The sequence below is a fragment of the Pirellulales bacterium genome, assembly GCA_036499395.1.
Classification (GTDB): Bacteria; Planctomycetota; Planctomycetia; order Pirellulales; family JACPPG01; genus JACPPG01.
The window spans coordinates 235,256-255,389 of the sequence record DASYDW010000010.1; the positions used below are offsets into that span (position 1 = coordinate 235,256).

18 protein-coding genes are annotated in these 20,134 nt (G+C 57.6%); 12 read left to right on the forward strand and 6 right to left on the reverse strand.

The window, feature by feature from the left end:
* Positions 1 to 14 precede the first annotated feature (14 nt).
* Positions 15 to 2,384: a YidC/Oxa1 family insertase periplasmic-domain containing protein gene (locus tag VGN12_02280; GenBank protein HEY4308254.1), complete on the reverse strand. Its 2,370-nt coding sequence runs from the start codon at positions 2,382 to 2,384 to the stop codon at positions 15 to 17.
* Positions 2,385 to 2,503: 119 nt separating this feature from the next.
* Positions 2,504 to 3,253, reverse strand: coding sequence for a metallophosphoesterase family protein (locus VGN12_02285; protein HEY4308255.1), 750 nt, complete (start codon positions 3,251 to 3,253; stop codon positions 2,504 to 2,506).
* 229 nt (positions 3,254 to 3,482) lie between these two features.
* On the opposite strand from VGN12_02285, the gene tsaB reads away from it, so the two are divergent.
* Together tsaB and VGN12_02295 are read left to right on the forward strand one after the other, a co-directional pair.
* The gene (gene tsaB / locus VGN12_02290; GenBank protein ID HEY4308256.1) at positions 3,483 to 4,157 is read left to right on the forward strand and encodes a tRNA (adenosine(37)-N6)-threonylcarbamoyltransferase complex dimerization subunit type 1 TsaB; all 675 of its coding nucleotides are present in this window, start codon (positions 3,483 to 3,485) and stop codon (positions 4,155 to 4,157) included.
* Between the two features lie 621 nt (positions 4,158 to 4,778).
* On the forward strand, positions 4,779 to 5,432 hold the full coding sequence (locus VGN12_02295) for a hypothetical protein (protein ID HEY4308257.1): 654 nt from the start codon (positions 4,779 to 4,781) through the stop codon (positions 5,430 to 5,432).
* Between the two features lie 544 nt (positions 5,433 to 5,976).
* Here VGN12_02295 and VGN12_02300 read toward each other — a convergent pair.
* Entirely contained in the window at positions 5,977 to 6,237 is a 261-nt protein-coding gene (locus tag VGN12_02300) for a hypothetical protein (protein HEY4308258.1), read from the reverse strand.
* Between the two features lie 132 nt (positions 6,238 to 6,369).
* Here VGN12_02300 and VGN12_02305 point away from each other — a divergent pair, with 132 nt between their 5' ends.
* From VGN12_02305 to VGN12_02340, 8 genes are all read left to right on the forward strand, one after another.
* On the forward strand, positions 6,370 to 6,765 hold the full coding sequence (locus VGN12_02305; GenBank protein ID HEY4308259.1) for a hypothetical protein: 396 nt from the start codon (positions 6,370 to 6,372) through the stop codon (positions 6,763 to 6,765).
* Positions 6,766 to 7,551: 786 nt separating this feature from the next.
* Complete coding sequence (locus VGN12_02310) at positions 7,552 to 7,992, forward strand: hypothetical protein (protein ID HEY4308260.1); 441 nt, start codon at positions 7,552 to 7,554, stop codon at positions 7,990 to 7,992.
* Positions 7,993 to 9,156: 1,164 nt separating this feature from the next.
* The gene (locus VGN12_02315) at positions 9,157 to 9,621 is read left to right on the forward strand and encodes a hypothetical protein (GenBank protein HEY4308261.1); all 465 of its coding nucleotides are present in this window, start codon (positions 9,157 to 9,159) and stop codon (positions 9,619 to 9,621) included.
* 5 nt (positions 9,622 to 9,626) lie between these two features.
* The gene (locus tag VGN12_02320; GenBank protein HEY4308262.1) at positions 9,627 to 10,133 is read left to right on the forward strand and encodes a hypothetical protein; all 507 of its coding nucleotides are present in this window, start codon (positions 9,627 to 9,629) and stop codon (positions 10,131 to 10,133) included.
* A 154-nt stretch (positions 10,134 to 10,287) separates the two neighbouring features.
* Complete coding sequence (locus VGN12_02325) at positions 10,288 to 11,409, forward strand: hypothetical protein (protein ID HEY4308263.1); 1,122 nt, start codon at positions 10,288 to 10,290, stop codon at positions 11,407 to 11,409.
* On the forward strand, positions 11,406 to 11,612 hold the full coding sequence (locus VGN12_02330) for a hypothetical protein (protein HEY4308264.1): 207 nt from the start codon (positions 11,406 to 11,408) through the stop codon (positions 11,610 to 11,612). The genes VGN12_02325 and VGN12_02330 overlap by 4 nt, the downstream gene beginning before the upstream one ends.
* A 170-nt stretch (positions 11,613 to 11,782) precedes the next feature.
* Positions 11,783 to 12,370, forward strand: a complete 588-nt coding sequence (locus VGN12_02335; GenBank protein ID HEY4308265.1) for a hypothetical protein — start codon at positions 11,783 to 11,785, stop codon at positions 12,368 to 12,370.
* Positions 12,371 to 12,475: 105 nt separating this feature from the next.
* On the forward strand, positions 12,476 to 13,057 hold the full coding sequence (locus VGN12_02340) for a hypothetical protein (GenBank protein HEY4308266.1): 582 nt from the start codon (positions 12,476 to 12,478) through the stop codon (positions 13,055 to 13,057).
* Positions 13,058 to 13,283: 226 nt separating this feature from the next.
* On the opposite strand, the gene VGN12_02345 is transcribed toward VGN12_02340, so the two are convergent.
* Positions 13,284 to 13,775 carry a hypothetical protein gene (locus VGN12_02345; protein ID HEY4308267.1) on the reverse strand — a complete coding sequence of 164 codons (492 nt, stop codon included), beginning with the start codon at positions 13,773 to 13,775 and terminating at the stop codon, positions 13,284 to 13,286.
* A 536-nt stretch (positions 13,776 to 14,311) separates the two neighbouring features.
* Here VGN12_02345 and VGN12_02350 point away from each other — a divergent pair.
* Positions 14,312 to 15,229: a deoxyribonuclease IV gene (locus VGN12_02350; GenBank protein HEY4308268.1), complete on the forward strand. Its 918-nt coding sequence runs from the start codon at positions 14,312 to 14,314 to the stop codon at positions 15,227 to 15,229.
* Between the two features lie 81 nt (positions 15,230 to 15,310).
* Here VGN12_02350 and VGN12_02355 read toward each other — a convergent pair whose 3' ends face one another.
* Both VGN12_02355 and VGN12_02360 read right to left on the reverse strand, forming a co-directional pair.
* Complete coding sequence (locus VGN12_02355; protein ID HEY4308269.1) at positions 15,311 to 16,384, reverse strand: peptidylprolyl isomerase; 1,074 nt, start codon at positions 16,382 to 16,384, stop codon at positions 15,311 to 15,313.
* Between the two features lie 81 nt (positions 16,385 to 16,465).
* Entirely contained in the window at positions 16,466 to 17,737 is a 1,272-nt protein-coding gene (locus VGN12_02360) for a hypothetical protein (protein HEY4308270.1), read from the reverse strand.
* 629 nt (positions 17,738 to 18,366) lie between these two features.
* On the opposite strand from VGN12_02360, the gene VGN12_02365 reads away from it, so the two are divergent.
* Positions 18,367 to 20,034 carry a long-chain fatty acid--CoA ligase gene (locus VGN12_02365; GenBank protein HEY4308271.1) on the forward strand — a complete coding sequence of 556 codons (1,668 nt, stop codon included), beginning with the start codon at positions 18,367 to 18,369 and terminating at the stop codon, positions 20,032 to 20,034.
* The last annotated feature ends 100 nt before the right edge of the window (positions 20,035 to 20,134 follow it).

Sequence of the window (20,134 nt, forward strand, 5' to 3'; positions counted from 1 at the left end):
CGTCCGCAACGTAATTAACGGCGGTCGCGGTTCTTCTTCTTCGACCCCGATGAGCCGTTGCCGTTGTTCCTCGTTCCGATTCTTTCCAGCACCGGCTGCGCGGCACCGGCGGTCGCCAGCGTGGTCCGCGGCAACAATTTGCGCTCGGCGATGCCCCACAAGCTCGAAGCGATGAAATATAGGCACAGACCGCTGGCGACTTTGAAGAACATCACGCCCATAAAGATCATCATGTATTGCATGACCTTCTGCTGCATCGCGGCTTGCTCGTCGGTCGGCGGCGGCATGAACATCTTCTGCTGCCAGATGAACAAGCCAATCGTCAAGCACGGCAACAGATTGAAATACGGTCCTAACCAACCGGCTGGGCCCGCGATGAACGCCGGCATCGTGTCCTGCCAGTTCCACAGCATGTCCGGGGCGGCCAGGTTCGAGCACCAGCGGATCGATTCACTGATCAGCGGTGCCCCACGCAGCTCGACGTCGACCGCCAGCGAGCGGTACAGGCCCAGGAAGATTGGCAATTGCAAGAACACAGGCAAGCAACCGGCCAGCGGGTTGTAGTTGTGTTTTTTGAAAAGTTCCTGCTGCGCCTTCGTGCGGGCCTCCATGTTGCCCTTGTACTTCTCCTGGAGGCGCTTGATCTCGGGCTGCAGTTCCTGCATCTTTTGCGCGCCCAGCGCCTGCCGCCGGCTGAGCGGGAACATCAGCGAGCGAACCAGCACCGTGAGCATGATGATCGCGATGCCGTAATTCGGGATGATGCGATAAAAGAAGTGCAGCACCTCGAGCATCGGCGCCGCGACGAAGCCAAACCACCCGTAGTACACCAGGTTGCCCAAGCCGTATTGCGACAGCAGTGCGGGGCGCTTGGGTCCGGCGAAAATTTTGTAAGTTTCGGTCCCGGACTTCTCGCCCGGCTCGATCGTGGCGATCTTACTCGTCAGCCGGAACGAAACATTCGTGCGGTTAAACTTCGCGCGATCCGCAGGTGCATCGCCGACACGGATGGGAATTGCGCGGCCGTAGTCGGTGGCATGATCGGGATCGGGCAAAAGTGCCACGGCGAAATACTGGGCATCGACGCCGATATATTCCAGGGGCTCATCCTGCCACGGCGTGGGATTCGTTTCCTCGGCGATCGTCGTAGCGCTGACCAGGCCCGTCCGTCGGCGGCCATTCACCAGGAACCCGACGGCCACGTCGCGCATGCCTGCGCCGCCGCGCCAGTTGGGACTCATCTTCGTGGCGTACCAGGCCCCTTCCAGCGGCAACCCGGTCGGCCCGTCCAGTCGCCAGGCAACCTTGTGAGCTTCCTTGCCGGTGTTCTGAATTTCGACGGCAAACTGCAAGTGATAGGCAGGAGCCGAGGGATCGTCGGCCTCTTCCGGATTCACCCGAGCCAGTCGGAATCGCTTGATAATGGTCAGGCCGAACTCCGCGGCGTCATATTGAAACGCCAGCTCATCCGGATCGGTCTGCGGCAACGCTTGCCAGTTGGCATTGCGCATGTCGAGGCCGGGAATCTCTTGCGCATCTTTGGGAACTTTCTTGCCGTCGACGCTGTCGAGCGTCAGCAGGAACGAAAGCTGATCGAGCGCCTCGGGCCGGATAATTTCCATTGGGCGCCGGCGCAATTCACCGGTCAGTTCCAGCGGCGCCGGCTTGTCAGCCCCCTCTGCCGCAGCGTCCGCTCCGGCATTGCCCACTCCAGCATCACCGCCGCGCTCGATCGACAGCGTGAAGCTTTGCCCCGGCTCGGTCTTTAACAACAGATCGTGAAACTCGATCGGGCCGAGCACCGGTTGGCCGTTGAGCGCCGTGATCACGTCGTTGGGCTTCAGACCGGCCGCCTCGGCAGGCGTGCCAGGGCCCACCACGCGCACCAGGGCGCCAGCGCGATCGTTGGGCACCAAGCCTAAGTCGAGTTGTCCGACATAGCCGCTACGATCTTCCTGATCCAGGTAGCGCGGGCTGTTCAATTCGATCCGCTCGATGGCGGCGCCGGCATTCACAAACGTCACGAGCTGGCGATACGGACTGGCCGCATCGGCCGAGCCGAGCGTGTAGCGTTGTTCCGGAATCGTAGCCTTCGCGGCAGCGGCCGGCTTGTCAGCCCCGTCGGCGGCAACCCCGTCCCCTGCAGCACCGCCACCAGCCGCACCGTCGCCGGCCGGTTTGTCTTTGTCCCCGGCGGCGAGCTCGGCCTTCGGTTCCGCGTCGAGCTTTTCCTTCTCGCGAGTTGCCTTTTCCTCGGCCGTCAGTTCCTCAGGCTCAACAACCTGTTTCTGTTCCTGCGGCGGTTGTAACCACCGCATGACCATCATGTTCACCGACAATACGGCGAACGAAAGCAACAGGAACGTGATAAATCGCTTGTCCATTCCCTGCGTCCTTTATCTCCGTCGCCCGCGGGCGAACCAATATGCTGTTTCACTTCTCGAAGCACCGCGGACGGGGCGAGAATCCGCCGACACCGTCACGCCTGTGCTATCTCGCGCGACTATCGACCATCGCGCAGGCGATCGCCCAGGAAGTTATCGAGCTCCGGCGTCTCGTAAATTTTCGCGATCGTTTTTTCGATCGGGTATTCGACGCGCCGGAACGTCACCAGATTGTCTTCGATGACCACGTAGCACGCGCGCGAATCGCCGTCGCGCGGCTGCCCGACCGAACCAACGTTGATCATCGTCTTGTCCGGGCCGAGCTGATGCTGGTAACCAATCTCATCAGGGCTGAGAAAATTCAAACTTTGCGTGAACACACCCGGGACATGCGTGTGTCCCTGAAAGCAATGGTGCTCGATCAAAGAGAAGATCTTTTCCATCTTCCGCTGGTTATAGATGTCCTCGGGGAAGACATATTCATTCAGCGGATTTCGGGCCGACCCGTGTACGAACAAAAATCCGTTTTCGCGACGGTTGCGTGGCAACTCGCCCAGGAAGTCCCAGCGCTTGGCATTGTCGGCTGGCGTCCCCAGCGGTTTCTCAAGTTGCTCGCGGGTCCAAAAGATCGCCCGCTCGGCGCCAGAGTTGAACCCTTCGGGGTCGAACAAGGCCCCCTGGTCGTGATTCCCCAGAATGCAAACGTTGACCTTCATCACCAGGTCGATGCATTCGCGGGGATTCGGACCATAGCCGATAATGTCCCCCAGGCAGTAGATTTCCTCGATGCCTTGGCGTCGAATATCGGCCAGCACAGCCTCGAGGGCTTCGAGGTTGCTGTGAATGTCGCTGATCAGGGCACGCTTCACGAGAGCTGACCTTCTGTCGCCCAGGCGTCACATCAAGCGCGCGCGGCGAGCCGCCGAGGGAATTGCCACAAGCCAATACCGCAGTGTAAGTTAGCGTTTTAACACGGTCAAGGCGGCGGATTTCCGCAGGCGGCAGGCTCTTTGCGACTGCCTGACCCCGCGGTCGCAACCCGGACCGGTTTAACGTTTTGCAATTATAGGGCATTCTGGGGGTGCAGCGTTGCGAATTGTGGCGATCGAAACCAGCGGTACTACCGGCAGCGTGGCCGTGTTCGACGGCGGACAATTGCTCGAAGCACGGGCACTCGACCCGTCCGGCCGTAGCGCTCGCACCTTGGCCCCGGCCCTGTCGGCGATTTTGAAGCACGTTGGCTGGTCCCCCCGGCAGGTGCAATTCGTGGCCGTAGGGATCGGGCCTGGCTCCTTCACCGGCCTGCGGTTGGGCGTGATGACGGCCAAGGCCTTCGCCTACGGCGCAGGCGCAAAGGTTCTAGGTATCGGCACGCCCGAAAGCATTGCCGCGCGCGTGACGGATCTCCAAATACAAGTCGCCGTGGCAATCGACGCGCAGCGCGGCGAGGTCTACAGCGGCCGATTCACGATCGATGTCACGGGCGCCGTGCAGCGCGCCGGAGAGATTGAAATCATCACGACCGAGCGTTGGCTGGCATCGCTCGACGAAAGCGTGCTCGCCACGGGACCAGCACTGGTGAAGCTGGCCGAACGCCTCACCCCTGCGATGCGTGTCGCACCACGCGAACAATGGCTCCCCGACGCAGCCTCGGTCGGACGCCTGGCGGCACTGCGTGCCGCGCGCGGCGAGAGCGACGACCTATGGTCAATGGCCCCCTGTTACTTACGGCGCAGCGCCGCCGAAGAGAAATGGGAAAGCCGCGCGACGTGATCCGGTCGCACGCATCGTCGCAAATGCGTTAGCAGCGCGGCTAGACGAGGCCAAAGCGGTGGCTCCTTGTATGGGGTGTTTACATCACACCACGAGTCCACCCTCCTTCGATCGGCACGTCAACATAACGACCGTAAAGATGCGCTGCGTCTTATTGCGCTTTTGACTAGACGAATTGCCAGTTGAGACAGGCTATTGCTTGCGCAGTGTGACGCCTGGTTGGCGCATGCGTGCTGCTGCGGTGGTGCTGCTGGGTTCGAGTGCTGCGCTAGTGCCGATGCGCTGCTAGGTGGCCGATGCGATTGGTGCTTCGGCTATCGCGAGAGAGTTCGCGAGTGATTGAGAAGGGTTGGGTCTAGATGCGGCTGCGTCTATGGCATGGGTACAAATGGCAGGTACAGACGCGCGGGGTGGCGAGCGTATGGCAGGCGTGGCACGGTATAGATATGGATAGTGCCATGTCGCTTGCGGGTTGGCGTGTGCTGGGCTGGTTTGTTTTCAGTCGTGTCGTTATGGGATATGATTTTCTATAGCTATGAACGACTGTTGTGAAAAGAGATGTGAGATGGCGAAAGACAAACTTGGCTACATGGTCGTGCGATTCGTGGGTGGCGGACGTCGATGATTCTGGACAAAATAAATCGCGGCGATGGACCTGTCATCATTTGCCTAGGCGCGCTGATGGCCGTAGTTTGCCTATGGGTGGTGCTTGCTGCGTTCAGAGACATTCCACAAACCCGTCGCCGCTGGGTGCCTTTCACGTCATGGGCGGTGGTCCTGGTGGCACTTGGCTGGCTTTCGTGGGAAGCCTACTTCAGCAGTTACGATTGGCGTGGCGTTCAAAGCAGACTTGAATCCCGAGTCGCCTCGAATGAATTGACGTTCGACTTCGCCGAGGAAACATCGTTTGCCTGGGATCGGATGTTTTTTTTCGGCCCATACACGTCTCAACAGGATGTGGAGAAGGCGCTAGGCTTTAAATGGCCGGCATACCGACATTGCAACATAAAGTGGGGCTCTGATGCCCTCGTCGTCTTTGTAAAGGGACACAAGGTCGTTTACTGGTATGAACAACCAATTTCAATCGACCTCAGCCATCTTGAGAACGAGATTGGGTACTCGCGGGCTTCGGCAAGATTTCAGATTGAACGCACCGACTGGGTGAGACTCAAGCCGGGAACCAGCGGCAAGCTACGATCCACCGCCGCGATGATGGCCGGTCTATCCGGTCACGTCTGGAGCTTTGGGGAGTTGTTTGATCGGGTTTTGGGCTAGGAGCATGGATCAGTCAGTATTCATCGCAGGCACGCTATCTGAATGGCCATCGAAGCTGCGCTTGGCATCGTTACTTCGCAGCGCAGGGCTGCGCGTTCAAGTTGGAAACTATTCAATCCGCGTCCTGGACTGATCACATTTCTCATTCGAGGATTACGGCGGCGATCTAGGTGATCCCCAGATCGAAGCCGATGGCGACTCATTGGCAGAATTGATGCGAGATGCAAAGCTCGTATCCGACGCATTGGCATTGGCCAAAATACGTCACCGTTTCGAGATTTATGGAGATGACAATGTCCTAGTCGGATATCTGCACTTTGATTGGCCGCCGCCCTGCATACAGTAATCATCCACTACCGAAAATCGGGTAGTGCGTCAGTCTGAAATCAGTTTTCGCCGCTTTTTGTAGGGGCCGCGTTTCCCGGGGATATTCAGCGGCATGAGTTCCAGCATATCTTCAATGGTCCATTTGTGCTTGGCGATCCCTGTCTTGAGCGCTGGCGTCGTCGGGTATCATGGTGGGGATGGCTTCGCGTGTTAGCATTTAGGGGCGCACCAAAATGAAACGATCGACCAAATTTGCGGCATTTGCTTTTGCCGTCGTGGGAATCGCCGCAGCGATTGCAATGGCAGTGGCAATGGTGCGGACCGGGAAAGACGCACCAATTCCCGCCATGATTTTCGTCTGCGCTTTCGTGGGCTTTGGAGTCGCGGTAATGTTTTTCGGTGTTGTGTATAGGGTCATGGCATTTTTTCGAGCGGCAGAATCCATTTCGCGCGGAGTGGTCTCAAAAATGCCATTCATGAACGACCCCCCTGCAGACGATCACATTTCAGACTGACGCACTACCGAAAATCGGCTCTTTTGACAACCGTGCTCCAAACTCATTACCCTGAACCGGTTTCGCGATCTCTGCGGTCGTTTTAAAATGGCGACATGACCGAAGCTCCCAAGACCCGCCGACGATGCCCTCCGTTTGGGATTGGCGAGCTGGCGATAATTGCGGCGATGCTCGTACCGATCTGGTGGTTCGCTGCCACTCGCCTAGTATCCGTCGAATGGATTGATAGCGAACCTGACAGGCAGTATGTCAGACAAGAATGGCGACAGCCGCGCCCACTACAAATCGTCGATCGCGGCCTCAGGTGGTCTATTACTCTTGTTGTTTCGTGGCTTGTATTGCGCGGTCGCTTCCAAGCGAACAGTGCTCCCATCGAGGAAGTCAAACCTGGACCTGTGCCGATCATCCTGATGGTCTTGTTCGTCGTATTCGCAATTTGGTTCATTGGCATTATGCTTGCGGCCTATTTTACCGGCACCGACCTTGGCTGACGCTAACAGCGCATCCCCCAGCGGGACCACACTCTTAAGACACTACCGACCGCCGAGCATTGTCTACTCCGGCTGTCAAATGTCTCTAGGTTGACTTTTTGTCGCTGGCCTTACGCTTGCCAGTTAGCTGTGGCCAGTCGCATCGCATTAAAGGCCTCCCGCATGGCCGTCTTCGGGGCTTCGTTCGCCACGACGGCACATAGTTGCCAGTTGCAGGGCTAACGCGGGATGCCGCTTGCTAGGCTGCCGTATGGGCTTTGGCTAGGCGCTGGTGGCATCGTTGGCGTACCTCGGGTCGTGCGTGGCTGTGATAAAATGGCGACATGACCGAAGTTCCCAAGACCCGCCGACGATGGTTCCGTTTCTCGCTTGGGACAATGTTCGTAGTAGTGACATTGTTGGCTATATGGCTTGGCTATCAGGCAAATTGGATTCGCCAGAGACGAATGTTTGTGGAAGGGCCGCGTGTCTCCCTTGCGACGGGTGAGACTCGGACCTATCACATGGAAGATGGCCCGACGACACTCTTGCCTACTCAGTCGCCGTGGCCTCTGTCCTGGTTCGGCGAGCCTGGATACGTCGCAATCGAGATTAAGGACGTCCCTAGTGATGTGGAATACGCGCGGATCGAAGCGCTTTTCCCAGAAGCTTTCATCCTTTGCGGCGCAGCCGAGCCGCACCAAGACTAAATGGGCGATCCAAAGGGCGTTGCGATTCTGAGCGAAGACCGTCCTATCAACTTTCTGCTAGGACACTATCCGCAGCGAACCAGGGTAGACTGGCCCCATGTCCACGATCCCGCCCACCCGCCGACGATGGTTCCGTTTCTCGCTGGCGACGATGTTCGTGGTGGTGACGTTGTTGGCTGTACGGCTTGGCTATCAGGCAAATTGGGTTCGGCAGCGGCACGAGGTTATTGCTAGGGCAGTTCGCGCCAAAAAATCTCCTGGCAGTGGTGGACAAGTTGCGCCGCCTGGCGCCCTGTGGCTTTTTCAAGAGCCGGGATATCATCTGATAGCTTTAGCGTTTCAAGATCGCGGCGGCGGGACATTGCTGCCATCTGAGATAGCCGAGATCGAGAGAGTGAAACTGCTTTTCCCTGAGGCGAAGGTCGCCGGCATTCCCATTCCCGAACGATTGCTGCCGATGCGACCACCACGTCAAATAACAAAGGCTCGCGCCAACTCCACGATGATCCAGCGAGTCCCGCGTCCACTAGTACCTTAAGAAACCACTGCTAGCGGGTCATGATTCGACGCCTTTCGAGCCGTAGGGGGACCATCGGCGCTCAAATAAGAAGGCAATGACAATCGCAAACCATCCAATCCACCCGAGCCACAAAACCAAAACGGTGGCGACGAAGGCATAACCTGCAACTCGATGATTAATCCACCCAGGGTTATGGCCCAGTTCGCTCATGCCTCGATTCTATCAAGCCGCCATAACGGATAAAACGGCGACATGATCGAAGCTCCCAAGACTCGCCGACGATGGCTTCAATTCGGGATGGGAACGGTCCTGCTCGGGATTACGCTAGTTGCGGCTTTGGCATTCGGCATTCGTGAACATCAACTGCGATCGCGGCTCGAAGCCTCATTGCATCAAGAGCATATGCGAGCGAATGGTCTCGAAGCCATTAACGCTCATTACAATACTCTGCTTTCGACGCGCCCCGATCTACTTACGCTACGAACGTATCCACGAAGACTAGTTTCCCCCCCACGCGCGCCCGAATCACTAACACCCTAACTCTCGGCCAGTCGCATCGCGCATAAAGCCACCTCCTTTGCCGTCTTCGTCGTGCGATCGCGTTTACTGCCCTGGGGCTTCGTTGGCCCGTTTGCTTTCGTAAGACGGTGTGGTGAGCGTTTACGTTCGGGTCCGGGTTATGTTGGTGGTCGCGGGTCATGGTCGAGGCTCATCTACTAAGATCATGTTCGGCGGACGAAGCGATCGCGAGAGAGCGGTAACGATCTCTTCGGCTTCGGGGAATAGCGCCTTCGCGCGGTCCAAATCAGCTTCCACGGCCTGTGGGGGTAAGCCGATGCCCAAAACTCCGTCATCTCCAAGCCGATACCGCCATTGGGGGAGCAGAGGCGGGGTCACGGGATCATCTGTAGCTGATACAGTCGATTCCGTGATAAGAAAGCCGTGGCTATTTCTGACCCATTTCATGAAAGCAATGCGGTCCCGAACCAGCTTTATCTTCACGCCCAGAAAGGCTGAAAACAGGACTGCGAGCGAAAGAAATATCGCCAAAAGAATTAGCAACGCGCGACGTGTCACTCTGGTAGCCATGCCCCAATTTTATCAATTGTCGCGAGTCAGTTCCAATGACTTGTCGATCGGCTCTTTGACAGTCATTGACCAGCCTCGCTAGGCTGAATGGCTATGGCCGACACCGCTCCGACTACCCGCCGACGATGGTTCCAGTTCAGGCTCTCGTTTTTATTAATCGTTTGTGCACTTGTTGCGGTTGTCTTTAGCGGCTTCAGGATAAACGATATTGCCGAGCATCCAGCGTTCGTATTAATAGTCCGGTGGTTACCAGTCGCAATATTCATTTATCCATCCATTGGCACGGCTTTGGTGCTCTTCATTGGACGGTCCCGCGTTGCAGTTGCCGTGGGATGCGGTTTAGTGGTCGCGGCAGTTGTGGACTGCGCGATGCAGATGGTTTTCGGCTTTTCCGGCATGTCCTATTTCGGTTTGTCCTTGCATATCGCGGCAATTTTTGGACTATTCGTGCTCCTTTGGGACGAGATTACCCCCGTGCGGTTGACGTTAGCGACACTGACCTGCTTCTTCTTTGGCGTCACGCTACAGATTAACTGGGCGTTACTTCGCATTATATGATCCCGATGCCCCAAGCCCCCGAGCACACCCACCGCTGGTTCCGCTTCTCGCTGGCGACGATGTTCGTAGTGGTGACGATGGTCGGATTATTTTTAGGTTGGCGTGCTTGGTGTTTAGACTGGATTCAGCAACGATGGGACGTAATGGACGAGAGGTGCATGGACTACGTTTCAGGGGTAGGTGGCGACGGTTACCCGAAAGCGCCTTTTATGCTGCGAATGTTTGGTGAGCAGGGATGCGACAAACTTACCGTTGCATTTTTCAACGCCGACCCCGACGCAGCTCTGACTCCAAAACAGCAGCGCGAATTCCTGCGAATTAAGGGTCTGTTTCCCGAAGCAACGGATCTCCGAACGACAATCGTCGATCCCGATCTTCGAGACCTCATCTATCACGATGATGAATCTAGGCGTCGGCGAGCACCGAGCGCAGTCGACTATCTGATTACGAGAACCGAGGGTTTATTCGTTGTCCATCTGGCCTGTAATTTCGAGTGCCCAAGCTCCACATAGGGGGTGGAGTAAAAGTGTGTATTGATGGTCCGACAGCCTACTGAGTAGATTGGCAAGGTGGGTCAAAGATTAGAACATCCATCGACGGGCCAAATAGCAAACTAATAGGCGGAGCTAACAATCAATGCGGCGGCTTTGGCGAATTTTTTGGTCAATGGACAAATACGGTCCCTTTTCTTTTTTGGGCTGGTTGGTTGGTGCCATTGCTCTTGGTATCGCAATCTATTTATGGCCGCGTACGCCTAGCATTCGCATTGAGCAAATTGCAAATTACAACGTTCTTGAGCTGAAAGAAGGCGTAAGCGCCCTCGAAGTTATGCTCAATGGCAAAGATATTTTGAAATCTGGCGAGACTCTCTCGATTGTAATCGTTCGAGTCTCGAACGACGGTGGCGCTTCGGTCCGGCTGCCGGATTACGACGAACGGGCTTTACTAGGCATTGATGTCGTAAACGCTTCGTTGGTCAGCCCGCCGCAGCTTATTTCTGCGACCAGAGAGTATCTAACTGAAAGCCTAGGACCGCGAGCCACTACCTCGTCGATGGGCGACAAGCATAACGCGTGCACCGTCGAATTTAATCCCGTCATTCTCAACCCATCTGATGCGTTCGAACTTAAGCTTCTTGTGCTGCACGCTGTGGGCACTGTACCAACGATTAGCCCGCGCGGCACGATTGCAGGAGTTTCAAAGATTCTGTTGACCGATGAATCTGCTGAACGGTCGCCATTGTTATGGAGCGCTTTCCACGGCGGCCTACTCGTACAATCAATACGCGTCGTGGCCTACTTCCTGGGAGCACTTTTAGCGTTAGTCGTTACCATCAGGGTTTTAACAGGTGTTGGCTCTTCGATCTCAACTACCTTAAAGAACAGAATGATCCGAAATTTTGAGCGCGCACGGGGTGTCCGTCTTGACCATAGAGGTCACGCTCTTGTTTCCCGTTTGGCCGATGAGCCGCTCGCACATTTACTCGCAATGCGAGCGGTGCTAGATGACCCAACGCACCAGAAGCCCGAGGGTGGTTTGCAGTGGCCCGCCGATTATTACGAAAGAGGAGGCATTCGAGGGCCATACGGATCATTGTGGCGATTTGACATTGTCACCGAGGAAAACGGGGTAGTGTCGAAAGTGAATACGAAGAGGGCTCGCATTTTTAGAGAGTTTGTAGACCACCTGGAAAGAAACCACAAACGGCCAGATCAGCATGTAGTCAACGCCCAATTACCGTCCGAGTCGAAGGCTGCGAACAAAACGCAGAAGAGGAAACGAACATGACTACACAAGCGGTCGAAGAGTATCAGGGCGTTACGATCTTCTTCGAATCGGTAGTGCGGATCACCGATGGTGGTGTGCCACTGCGGTTTCGTGGCACCCTTAGCGATCGCACTTACTCGGCCGCCACGATCGGCGAGCTAAAAGCGAAAATCGATATCGCCCTGGCCGTTCGCAACGCCCCTAACGCGTCAGGCAGGCACTGACGAGCATTTGGCTGCGAGTGCGGCCTTTGGCCGGGGCTGGCGTACAGACGCGATAGGCGAGCGTTTAGGGGTCTTGTGATAGGATGGGGTTGCCGTCGTCAGCCCTCGCTGACCGGTGCGAAGGTTGGCCCCTGTTGCCTTGGGCATCGTCCTTTGATCCGAGGTCGGTCATGCAATATCGACTGTGCATCGCCTGCTGTTTTATCCTCGCGATTGCGAACGTCGCACTAGCCGACGGTGAAGTCACTGCGCAGCTGCCGAAGCCACAAAGCGAAGTGCTAGTCATTGGCGACGTCTACAACGTCGATTCCGTATGTGGCCCGACACGCATCCACATCAAAGGCCGACTGTATAAGGCAAACGAGAAGTGGATCGTACTAGGCACGCTCGTACTTCTCCCGGAATACGGCCACAAGTTGTTCCTCCAGCTTACGTGGTTTTCACGCGACGTTGCTACCGTGACTCATCACGGTGCATATCAAAGGACTGACCCAGTAATTGCAGTCGAGGATGAGTACCCGCGAACTGACAGCAACGGTCGCGTGATGGTGTCGGATGGCAAAAGCAGCAAATTGCGAATGTCGAGAGTGGTTGGCGTAAAAGACTCCTGCCTTGTATTGCCTGACGAGAAGATTTCTCTGCGCGACGTTTTTTATGTGCGGACTATAAAGGAACTGCCTGAGCCGCAAATGGCATTACCGGCTGAACAAGCGCCGGGACAGGATCAACAAGGGACAGGGGGCGACCCCGGGGACTGACAACTGTGTGGACCCGAGGCAAGCGTTTGACGTTGCGAGAAACGGCTCTCTGGCGGTAGATTTTGATCCTGTTTTGCTTCTGGGCCTCACTATTCGAGGTGATTCATGCTACTCCGCCTCTGCATCGCCTGCTGTTTGTTCTTCGCTGTGGCAAACGTCGCACTCGGCGACGATGAAGCCGCTTTTGTCGCTAAAAAGTTAGAGACCAAAGACTTAGTCGGTGGGGATTTCTACGAGGTCGCTTTGCAGAGGGGGCCGATTCGCCTGACGTTTACGGGCTGGTTGTCCAAAGCAAACGAGAAATGGCTCGTACTTAATACTGGATATCAACAAAAAGGGACGGTCGAATTCATTTGGATTCCACGCGCAATAGTCGCGAATTTTGAGCATTACAAAAAGCTTAAACCTGTCGTGGCGATCGAAAGCGAATATCCACGATCTACTGGCAAGGCAGATGTATTGCTTGTTCGTGGCGATGTCTTCCAACGGCGTCATGCGAGAGTTGCAGGCGTAAAGGACACTGACCTTGTGCTCGAAGACGAGAAGATCCCGCTCAGCGATGTCTTATGCGTCAGTACCGTTGAACCGATTCGTTATCAACAAGGGACAGGGGGCAACCCCGGGACTGACAACAACAGACAGGACGGGGACCCTAAAGACGAGAACGCGGGACGCCAGCAACGATAGGTCTTGCGCGATATCCCTTTTTCTCCACAAGTGTGTGGACTCGTCTGTAGATGGTTTGGCTAGTCGGTAATGGGGGTGGCTGATGGGCATAAAGTGTACGGATTGGGTACCACGGTTTTAGCTGCCATTTTTGCCGTAGGTCGAAATAGCGCTGCGCCCGTAGTTTTTCGAGCGAAACGCGCTTCTCCTTTTTTGCATCTTCGACCAAAACCGTACACGCGGTTTTTCAGCTATTTAGCCACCCATGAATCGTCATCGGTGCAACTACTTTCTTGTACTCGTCAAGCAATGCGAGCGAGATTGCGCGATACGATTTCCCGTGTGCCTTTAGTTCCTCTGCCCTAGGCTGCAACCACTCTCGGCGGTTCTTCTTACGCATTGGGCGACCGCCCTTGTCCTCCTTCAAATTGCTAAACAGGGCGTGTTCAACGTCATAGTCAGCGTCGGGGCGCAGCCAAGTTGCGACCGTTACGCCGCGCGTAAATCTCTTGAACTCCTTTACTTCGTCGACACTCGGCTCAGCGTAATGGTTAACGATGCGCCAGGATCGGCTTCGAACGGCGCGACTCAATGCGAGGGTGACAATCGGCACCCTATGCCGTCGAGAAGCTTCAACGGCCGCGTAGAATTCGGGGCGCAGCTCTGGCGTAAAATGGTAACCTTTTTCGACGCCTGCAAACGAGTCCAGCACTTCGATATTGAAAATGTCCAACGCCAAGAGCAACCACCGTTGATGCGCGTCCAAGTCTTCGCGGGCATCTGAGACACGCGAATACGCTATGACGGCGTCAACCGTCCAAAGTAGTTTGCCAAGGCTAACGAGATAATCGTTCGGGTTAGGAATTCCCGAGATAGACTCTCGAGCAATTTGTCGTCGACGTTCCTTAGTCCTCAGACTACGCCGCATCCGTCGCGTCGGTTGCATCATTCTGCCTTTCTCTGACCGCCAGATGTGTTGCCCACCGATCACACGGCGAAAGGCAACCGTGTGATCGGCGAGCGCGCGGGGGATCAAGTCCGCTAACACATCCAAAAGTCAGATTCGTTATGGGGTGTCGTTGATCTCGCTTAGATGGTTGGTTGGTCTGTCGTCGCGGGGCAGCCACCATAAACGCTGCCCCAACAGGCTGCAACCGTTTTCGCGCGTTTATGGCGGATCGCTTTAGACGCGATCCTGGGGGCCTTTAACGCGATGGCCGGTTTCGGCTGTTTACCCTAGGATGCGTCATCATCACTTTGTCGAGGTACTTCGCTTTGGCCATCCTTGGTTCGCATACTTCGATCGCTGGGGGTCTGCATCGCGCTGTCGAGCGAGCACACGCAGTCGGCTGCGACTGCGTGCAAATATTTACCGGCCCCCCACGTCAATTCCCAACGCCGCAAATAGCCGTCCGATCTGGTAAGTCCTTGACGAAGAACAACAATCAGTGGCGGGCCAAGCCGATTACCGATGATGACGTGCAACGGTTTCGCGGGGCGCTCAGTGAGCTGAAGATCAAGCATCCCATCGCGCATGATTCGTACTTGATCAATCTGGCCAGCCCGGACGATATGCTCTGGCAGAAGTCGATCGATGCGTTCGTCGAGGAACTACGGCGGGCTCACCTGCTGGGCATTCCGTATGTAGTCACGCATCCCGGCGCTTCGACCACTTCGGACGACGTGACCGGGCTGCAGCGCATCGTGAAAGCTCTCGATGAAGTCCACGCGCAAACGCGCGACCTCACGAGCCAGTGTTTGCTCGAAAATACCGCCGGCCAGGGATCCTGCCTGGGCTGGAAATTCGAGCATCTGGCCACGATCATCGACGGCGTCAAGGATCCTGACCGGCTGGGCGTGTGCATCGACACTTGCCACACGCTGGCCGCGGGCTATCCGCTGGGAACGAAAGAAGACTATCAGGCCACGATGAAAGCGCTCGACCAAACGGTCGGCGTCAAACTAGTAAAGGCCTTTCACCTCAACGACAGCAAACGCGAACTGGGCTCGCGGGTCGACCGACATGCCGCGATCGGCGAGGGGCACCTGGGGCTCGAGCCATTCCGCTTCTTGCTGAACGACAACCGCTTTCGCCGCGTGCCGATGTACCTCGAGACGCCCAAGGGGCTGGTCGACGGTGTCGAGCTGGACGTGATCAACCTGGGGCGGTTGCGTGATTTGATCGAGAAGTGATCGCGGCAAGCAACGCGTTTCGATACGCGTGTAGCGCGATCTTGTGGGGGCGGCTTCGGCGATTCGCCGGCAATCAGTGCGCTACTTGCCGGCCTTGTCGATCGCGGCCTTTGCTTCGTCGGCTTCCGTAGTTGATTTCACCAGCTCGCCATTCTCCGGATTCAAGTGCGCGATGGCGCCAGTGTATTCGATTTTCGCCGACCCACGCAGCGAGGCCGAGAGCTGCTTGAAGACCTCTTGCGTGACGGCGGGCTGAATTTCACGCCGCACATCGCGCCAGGTCTTATCGCCCGGCTTGATATCCGTGCAAGTGATCAGATGCACTCCCAGGTGAGTTGTGACGGGAGTGCTGATGGCTCCCTTGTCGAGTGCAAACGCGGCTTTCGAAAACTCCTCGGGCATGATCCCATTGCGGGTGATGAAACCGAGATCGCCATCCTTCTGCCGGCTCGGGCCGCTCGAGTATTTTTTGGCAGCCGCCTCGAAGGTGATAATCTCGCCGACGATTTCGTTGCGAATTCGCTCGGCCTGCGCCGTGAGCCGGTCGATTTCCTCGGGATCGAGATCGCCGTCCGGGCGCAGCACGATGTGCGAAACGCGCAGCTCGGTATCGTCATATTCCTTGCGATGCGCTTCGAAGTACTTCTCCAACGTGTCGTCAGTGATGGCCTTCCGCAGGAATTTTGTCCACCGCACTTCCCACTTGATCTCGTCGCGGTAGGTCGCCTCGGTCAAACCCATCTGCCCGCGAATGTCGGCCAGATCGCCGTCGGATTTGCGGAGCGATTTCTGCCGCTCGGCCAGCACCTTGTCGATTTCTGATTCCGAAGCCGTGACCTTCTGCTTGTCGAGGAAGTTATTAATCAGTCGGCGGCTGATCACGGTTTCCAATGCCTGGGCTTCGAGCGCCGAGAGCGCCGCCTTGCTGGCCGGGCGGCCGCGCAGCGTTTGCTTCACCAGCCGATTCACCTCGGCGCTATCAATCGGTTTGTCATCGACGGTCGCCACGACGATTCCCGGCGACGGCAGCGCCGCCACGGCCAGCAATTCGTCGCGCACCCGTTCAGCCTGGGCGAGCGCCGCGTCCGGCGCCAGTCCGAAGGCGACCAATGCCGCACACAGTCCGATTCTTCCCGTCATCGTTCTCAATGCCATTTCTCTACCTGCCATTGTCTCTATTTCCGCTCGCCAGCTGCAGCGAATGCTTCTCGGTATGTCGTTCGCATCGCCACCAGCCTAAGGCAGCGCGACGTCGTGCAACTCATAAGGCACCGCGGCGTTCATCAGCACCGTCGGTGTTTTGTAGATGAAAGTGTGGTCCGCAATGTCGGGCACATCGAACAAATACGCGACACCGACTTCGTTGTCGGCTTGCCGGGTCGTTTCCAAGCCGGCGAAATTAATCGATTCTTTACCTGGCGTTTCGAGCGCCGCTTCGTTGTGCAGAATCCAAGTGCGATGCGACTCGAGCGCCTTGCCCGGCGAATCGAATACCACGCGCACGCGGATCTCCCAGATGTCGTTGTTCTTGCGCGCTTGCTCGAGAATCACTTTCACGGCCCCTTTGCGCTGCTCGATCGGCGCGCCCGAGGTCAGCTTCTCGAAGCGAAACGTCTCGACCTGGCCGGGAAGCATCACAGAAAAGCTCCCCTTCAAGCTGGTGATTTTCTTCATATCGCGCGACGGTAGCGAAAACGTCAGCGGCATGCTCGCCGTCGCATCGCCGGGATTGACCGTGGCTTCGAACTCGCCATTGGGGGCCGCGCCCAGCTTTTCGTTGTTGTCGCCAATGGCCGTCACCGATTCAGCCGCTTGCGTGATCGCGATGGGCGCCAGTCGCGGTTCCCAGCCGACCTCGACGTCGAGTTTCAATGCCTGGCCAGTCGCGTCGCGCAGATCGCGCTTGGCCGAAACTTCGGTCGCCTCGACGCGGAACGCGCCGGTGTAGATACCACGATCGTGACGCGGAAGCTCGTTGCCCGACCGGTTGACCAGAGCCAGTCCCGGCACGCCGGCATAGGAATAAATGGTCAGGCCCCCCTGATCGAGAATTTGGTCGAAGGCGGACCAGAACGGCGTTTTGTCGAACGTGAGATCGAACGTCTTCTTATCCGGCTGCTGACCGAAGTCGCGACGAAAGTCGACCAGCTTGTTGCCGGTTTGCTTTTCAATCGCCGCGATCACTTCGGATAGCGGAATTGCTGTGCCTGAGAGGGTTAGCTCGCTGGCCTTCACCTCTTGCTCGCCGCGCAGCGTTTCTAGTTGCGTGCGAACGCGGGCTAGCCGCAGCTTGACCTCCGCGCTGCCGTCCTCGGCCGATGGCAACAGGGGAAGCACCGCCGGGCCGAGCTTGAGCAATTGCTGCTCGGCATCCTCGCGGCGAGTTTTTTCCGACGCGTCGAGCTGGCGGACCAGCTTGGTCACCGTGGGCGCCAGATCGTCCGCCCGCGCCGTGACCTGGGCCAACAGCAGCAAGGCCGGCAGGAACGTGAGGACTGCTTGATTCATCGATCGATCGCTTGCGGCTGAGATATTTGCGGGGCTTCCTGCCGACGTCACCGCGGATTGCCGTAGGGCCCACGGAACAGGCCACCATGAAAACGAGTGCCTCGGAAATGCCCGACCGCGCCAAGGCAGCATCATCCCCTAACGGGCCGGTTCTTTGATTCTACGCCCGCCGCGCGGGGGTCGCCACAATGCCCCGCGCTCGGAAGATTCGCAGCATCACGCGGTGCGGTTGCCTTGGCAACATTATGCCGGTTGTAGGGTACTCATCCCTTCCGGTACGGCTTTCAGGCCGAGCGGCCTTTGCGCAACATGCTACGTCAGTCGATGGCGGCCGTATTGGCGCTCGACTGTTACCTGGCCTCCCGGCCATAAAGTTCCGGGCCGACGCATGTTGTGGTCGGCGCGCGCGGCGCACTACAATATCGGCCTGGGTGCCGGCCGAGGGGGCCGTCGTTCGCCTGCGTTATCTAAAACGACGGCAGGCCCAAGGTCGCGAATACCATCAACGATTGCCATGCGACGGGTAGCGTGGGGTGCGCGCTGAGGCAGCCCCGGTTGCTAAGTCATCTGTCTCTCGTGTCGACGGCTCATTTCCAAGCGGGAACATCTTGCGCTGTGAGGGGGATTGCATGCTGAACGGCTTGATCATGGACTACCAGTTGACGATCCCCACCATGCTGCGCCGGGCGGAGCAGATGTATTACGATCGGCAGGTCGTATCGCGGCTGCCGAACAAGAATCGACATTGCTATACGTACGCCGACATGATCGAACGCACCAAGCGCTTGTCGCTCGCGCTCAAGCGTTTGGGTGTGGAGAACGGCGATCGCGTCGGCACGTTCTCTTGGAACCATTATCAGCATCTGGAAGCCTATTTCGGCATTCCCTCGTGCGGGGGCGTCCTGCACACGCTCAACCTCCGATTGCACCCCAACGACCTGACGTACATCGCCGGGCATGCGGGAGACAAGATCGTACTGGTCGACGATGTGCTGTGGCCCCTGTTCGAGAAATTCAAGGACCAGGTGCCATTCGAGCACATCGTCGTGATTCCCACGGCCGGCGCCCCGTTGCCGGCAGGTGTACTGAATTACGAAGAATTGCTAGCAGCCGAGGATCCGGCGAAGTTCGAGTATCCGGATCTCGACGAGCGGCAAGCCGCCGCCATGTGCTACACCTCGGGCACGACCGGCAAGCCCAAGGGCGTGCTAGCCTCGCATCGCGCCATCGTGCTGCATTCGGTCGTTAACGGATTGGCCGACACGCAGGGCGTGTGCGAACGTGACGTGGTGCAGGCCGTGGTGCCGATGTTCCACGCCAACGCCTGGGGGCTGCCGTTCGCCTGCATGATGGTCGGCGCGAAGCAGGTCTTCCCCGGACCGCACCTCGATCCGCGTAGCTTGCTCGAACAAGTCGAAGCCGAGCGCGTCACGCTGACCGCCGGCGTGCCGACGATCTGGCTCGGCATCCTGCAAATCCTTGACGATAATCCGAAGGCCTTCGATCTGACGTCGCTGCGGGCGATGGTGGTGGGGGGATCGGCCGCGCCGCCGAGCATGATTCAGGGCTTCCAAGAACGGCATAACTTGAACATTGTTCACGCCTGGGGCATGACCGAGCTTTGCCCCATGGGAACGATCGCCAATTTGCCGGCGCGCATGGAAGAGAAGTGCGTGAAGGAGAAGTACGCCTTCCGCTCGAAGCAGGGGCGCCCGGTGCCGCTGGTCGAAGTGCGCGGCCGCAACGAAAACGGTCTGATCCCGCGCGATGGGCAAACGATGGGCGAGTTGGAAGTACGCGGGCCCTGGATTGCCAGCAGCTATTACGAATGCCCTGAGGGGGCCGCCTCGTTCACCGATGACGGTTGGTTCCGGACCGGCGACATCGTGGCTATCTTTCCCGATGGCAGCATTCAATTGCAGGACCGAGCGAAAGACGTGATCAAGTCGGGCGGTGAGTGGATCAGCTCCGTGGCGCTCGAGAATGCCCTGATGGGGCATCCGGCCGTGGCCGAAGCGGCCGTCGTGCCGGTCGAGCATCCGAAGTGGGCCGAGCGGCCCTTGGCCGTGGTCGTACTGAAGCCGAACAAGCAGGCGAGTCCCGAGGAGCTAATCGCGTTCCTGGCGCCGAGCTTTGCCAAATGGTGGTTGCCCGAAAATGTCGAGTTCGTGGCCGAGATCCCGCGCACCTCGGCCGGCAAGTTCCTGAAGTCGGCCCTGCGCGAGCAATTTCGCGACTATTACAAGACAAACGGTGCGGCAGCCGCGGCGGGCGAAAAGCAGCAAGCATCGGCGTAACAACGCCCGGCTTGACCAGCGGTGCCTAGAATTACGTGCGGTTGGAAATTCAGCGTGGTGTGGCGGTGGTGTAGGTCCTGCTGCGAGCCGCGGCAGGCGT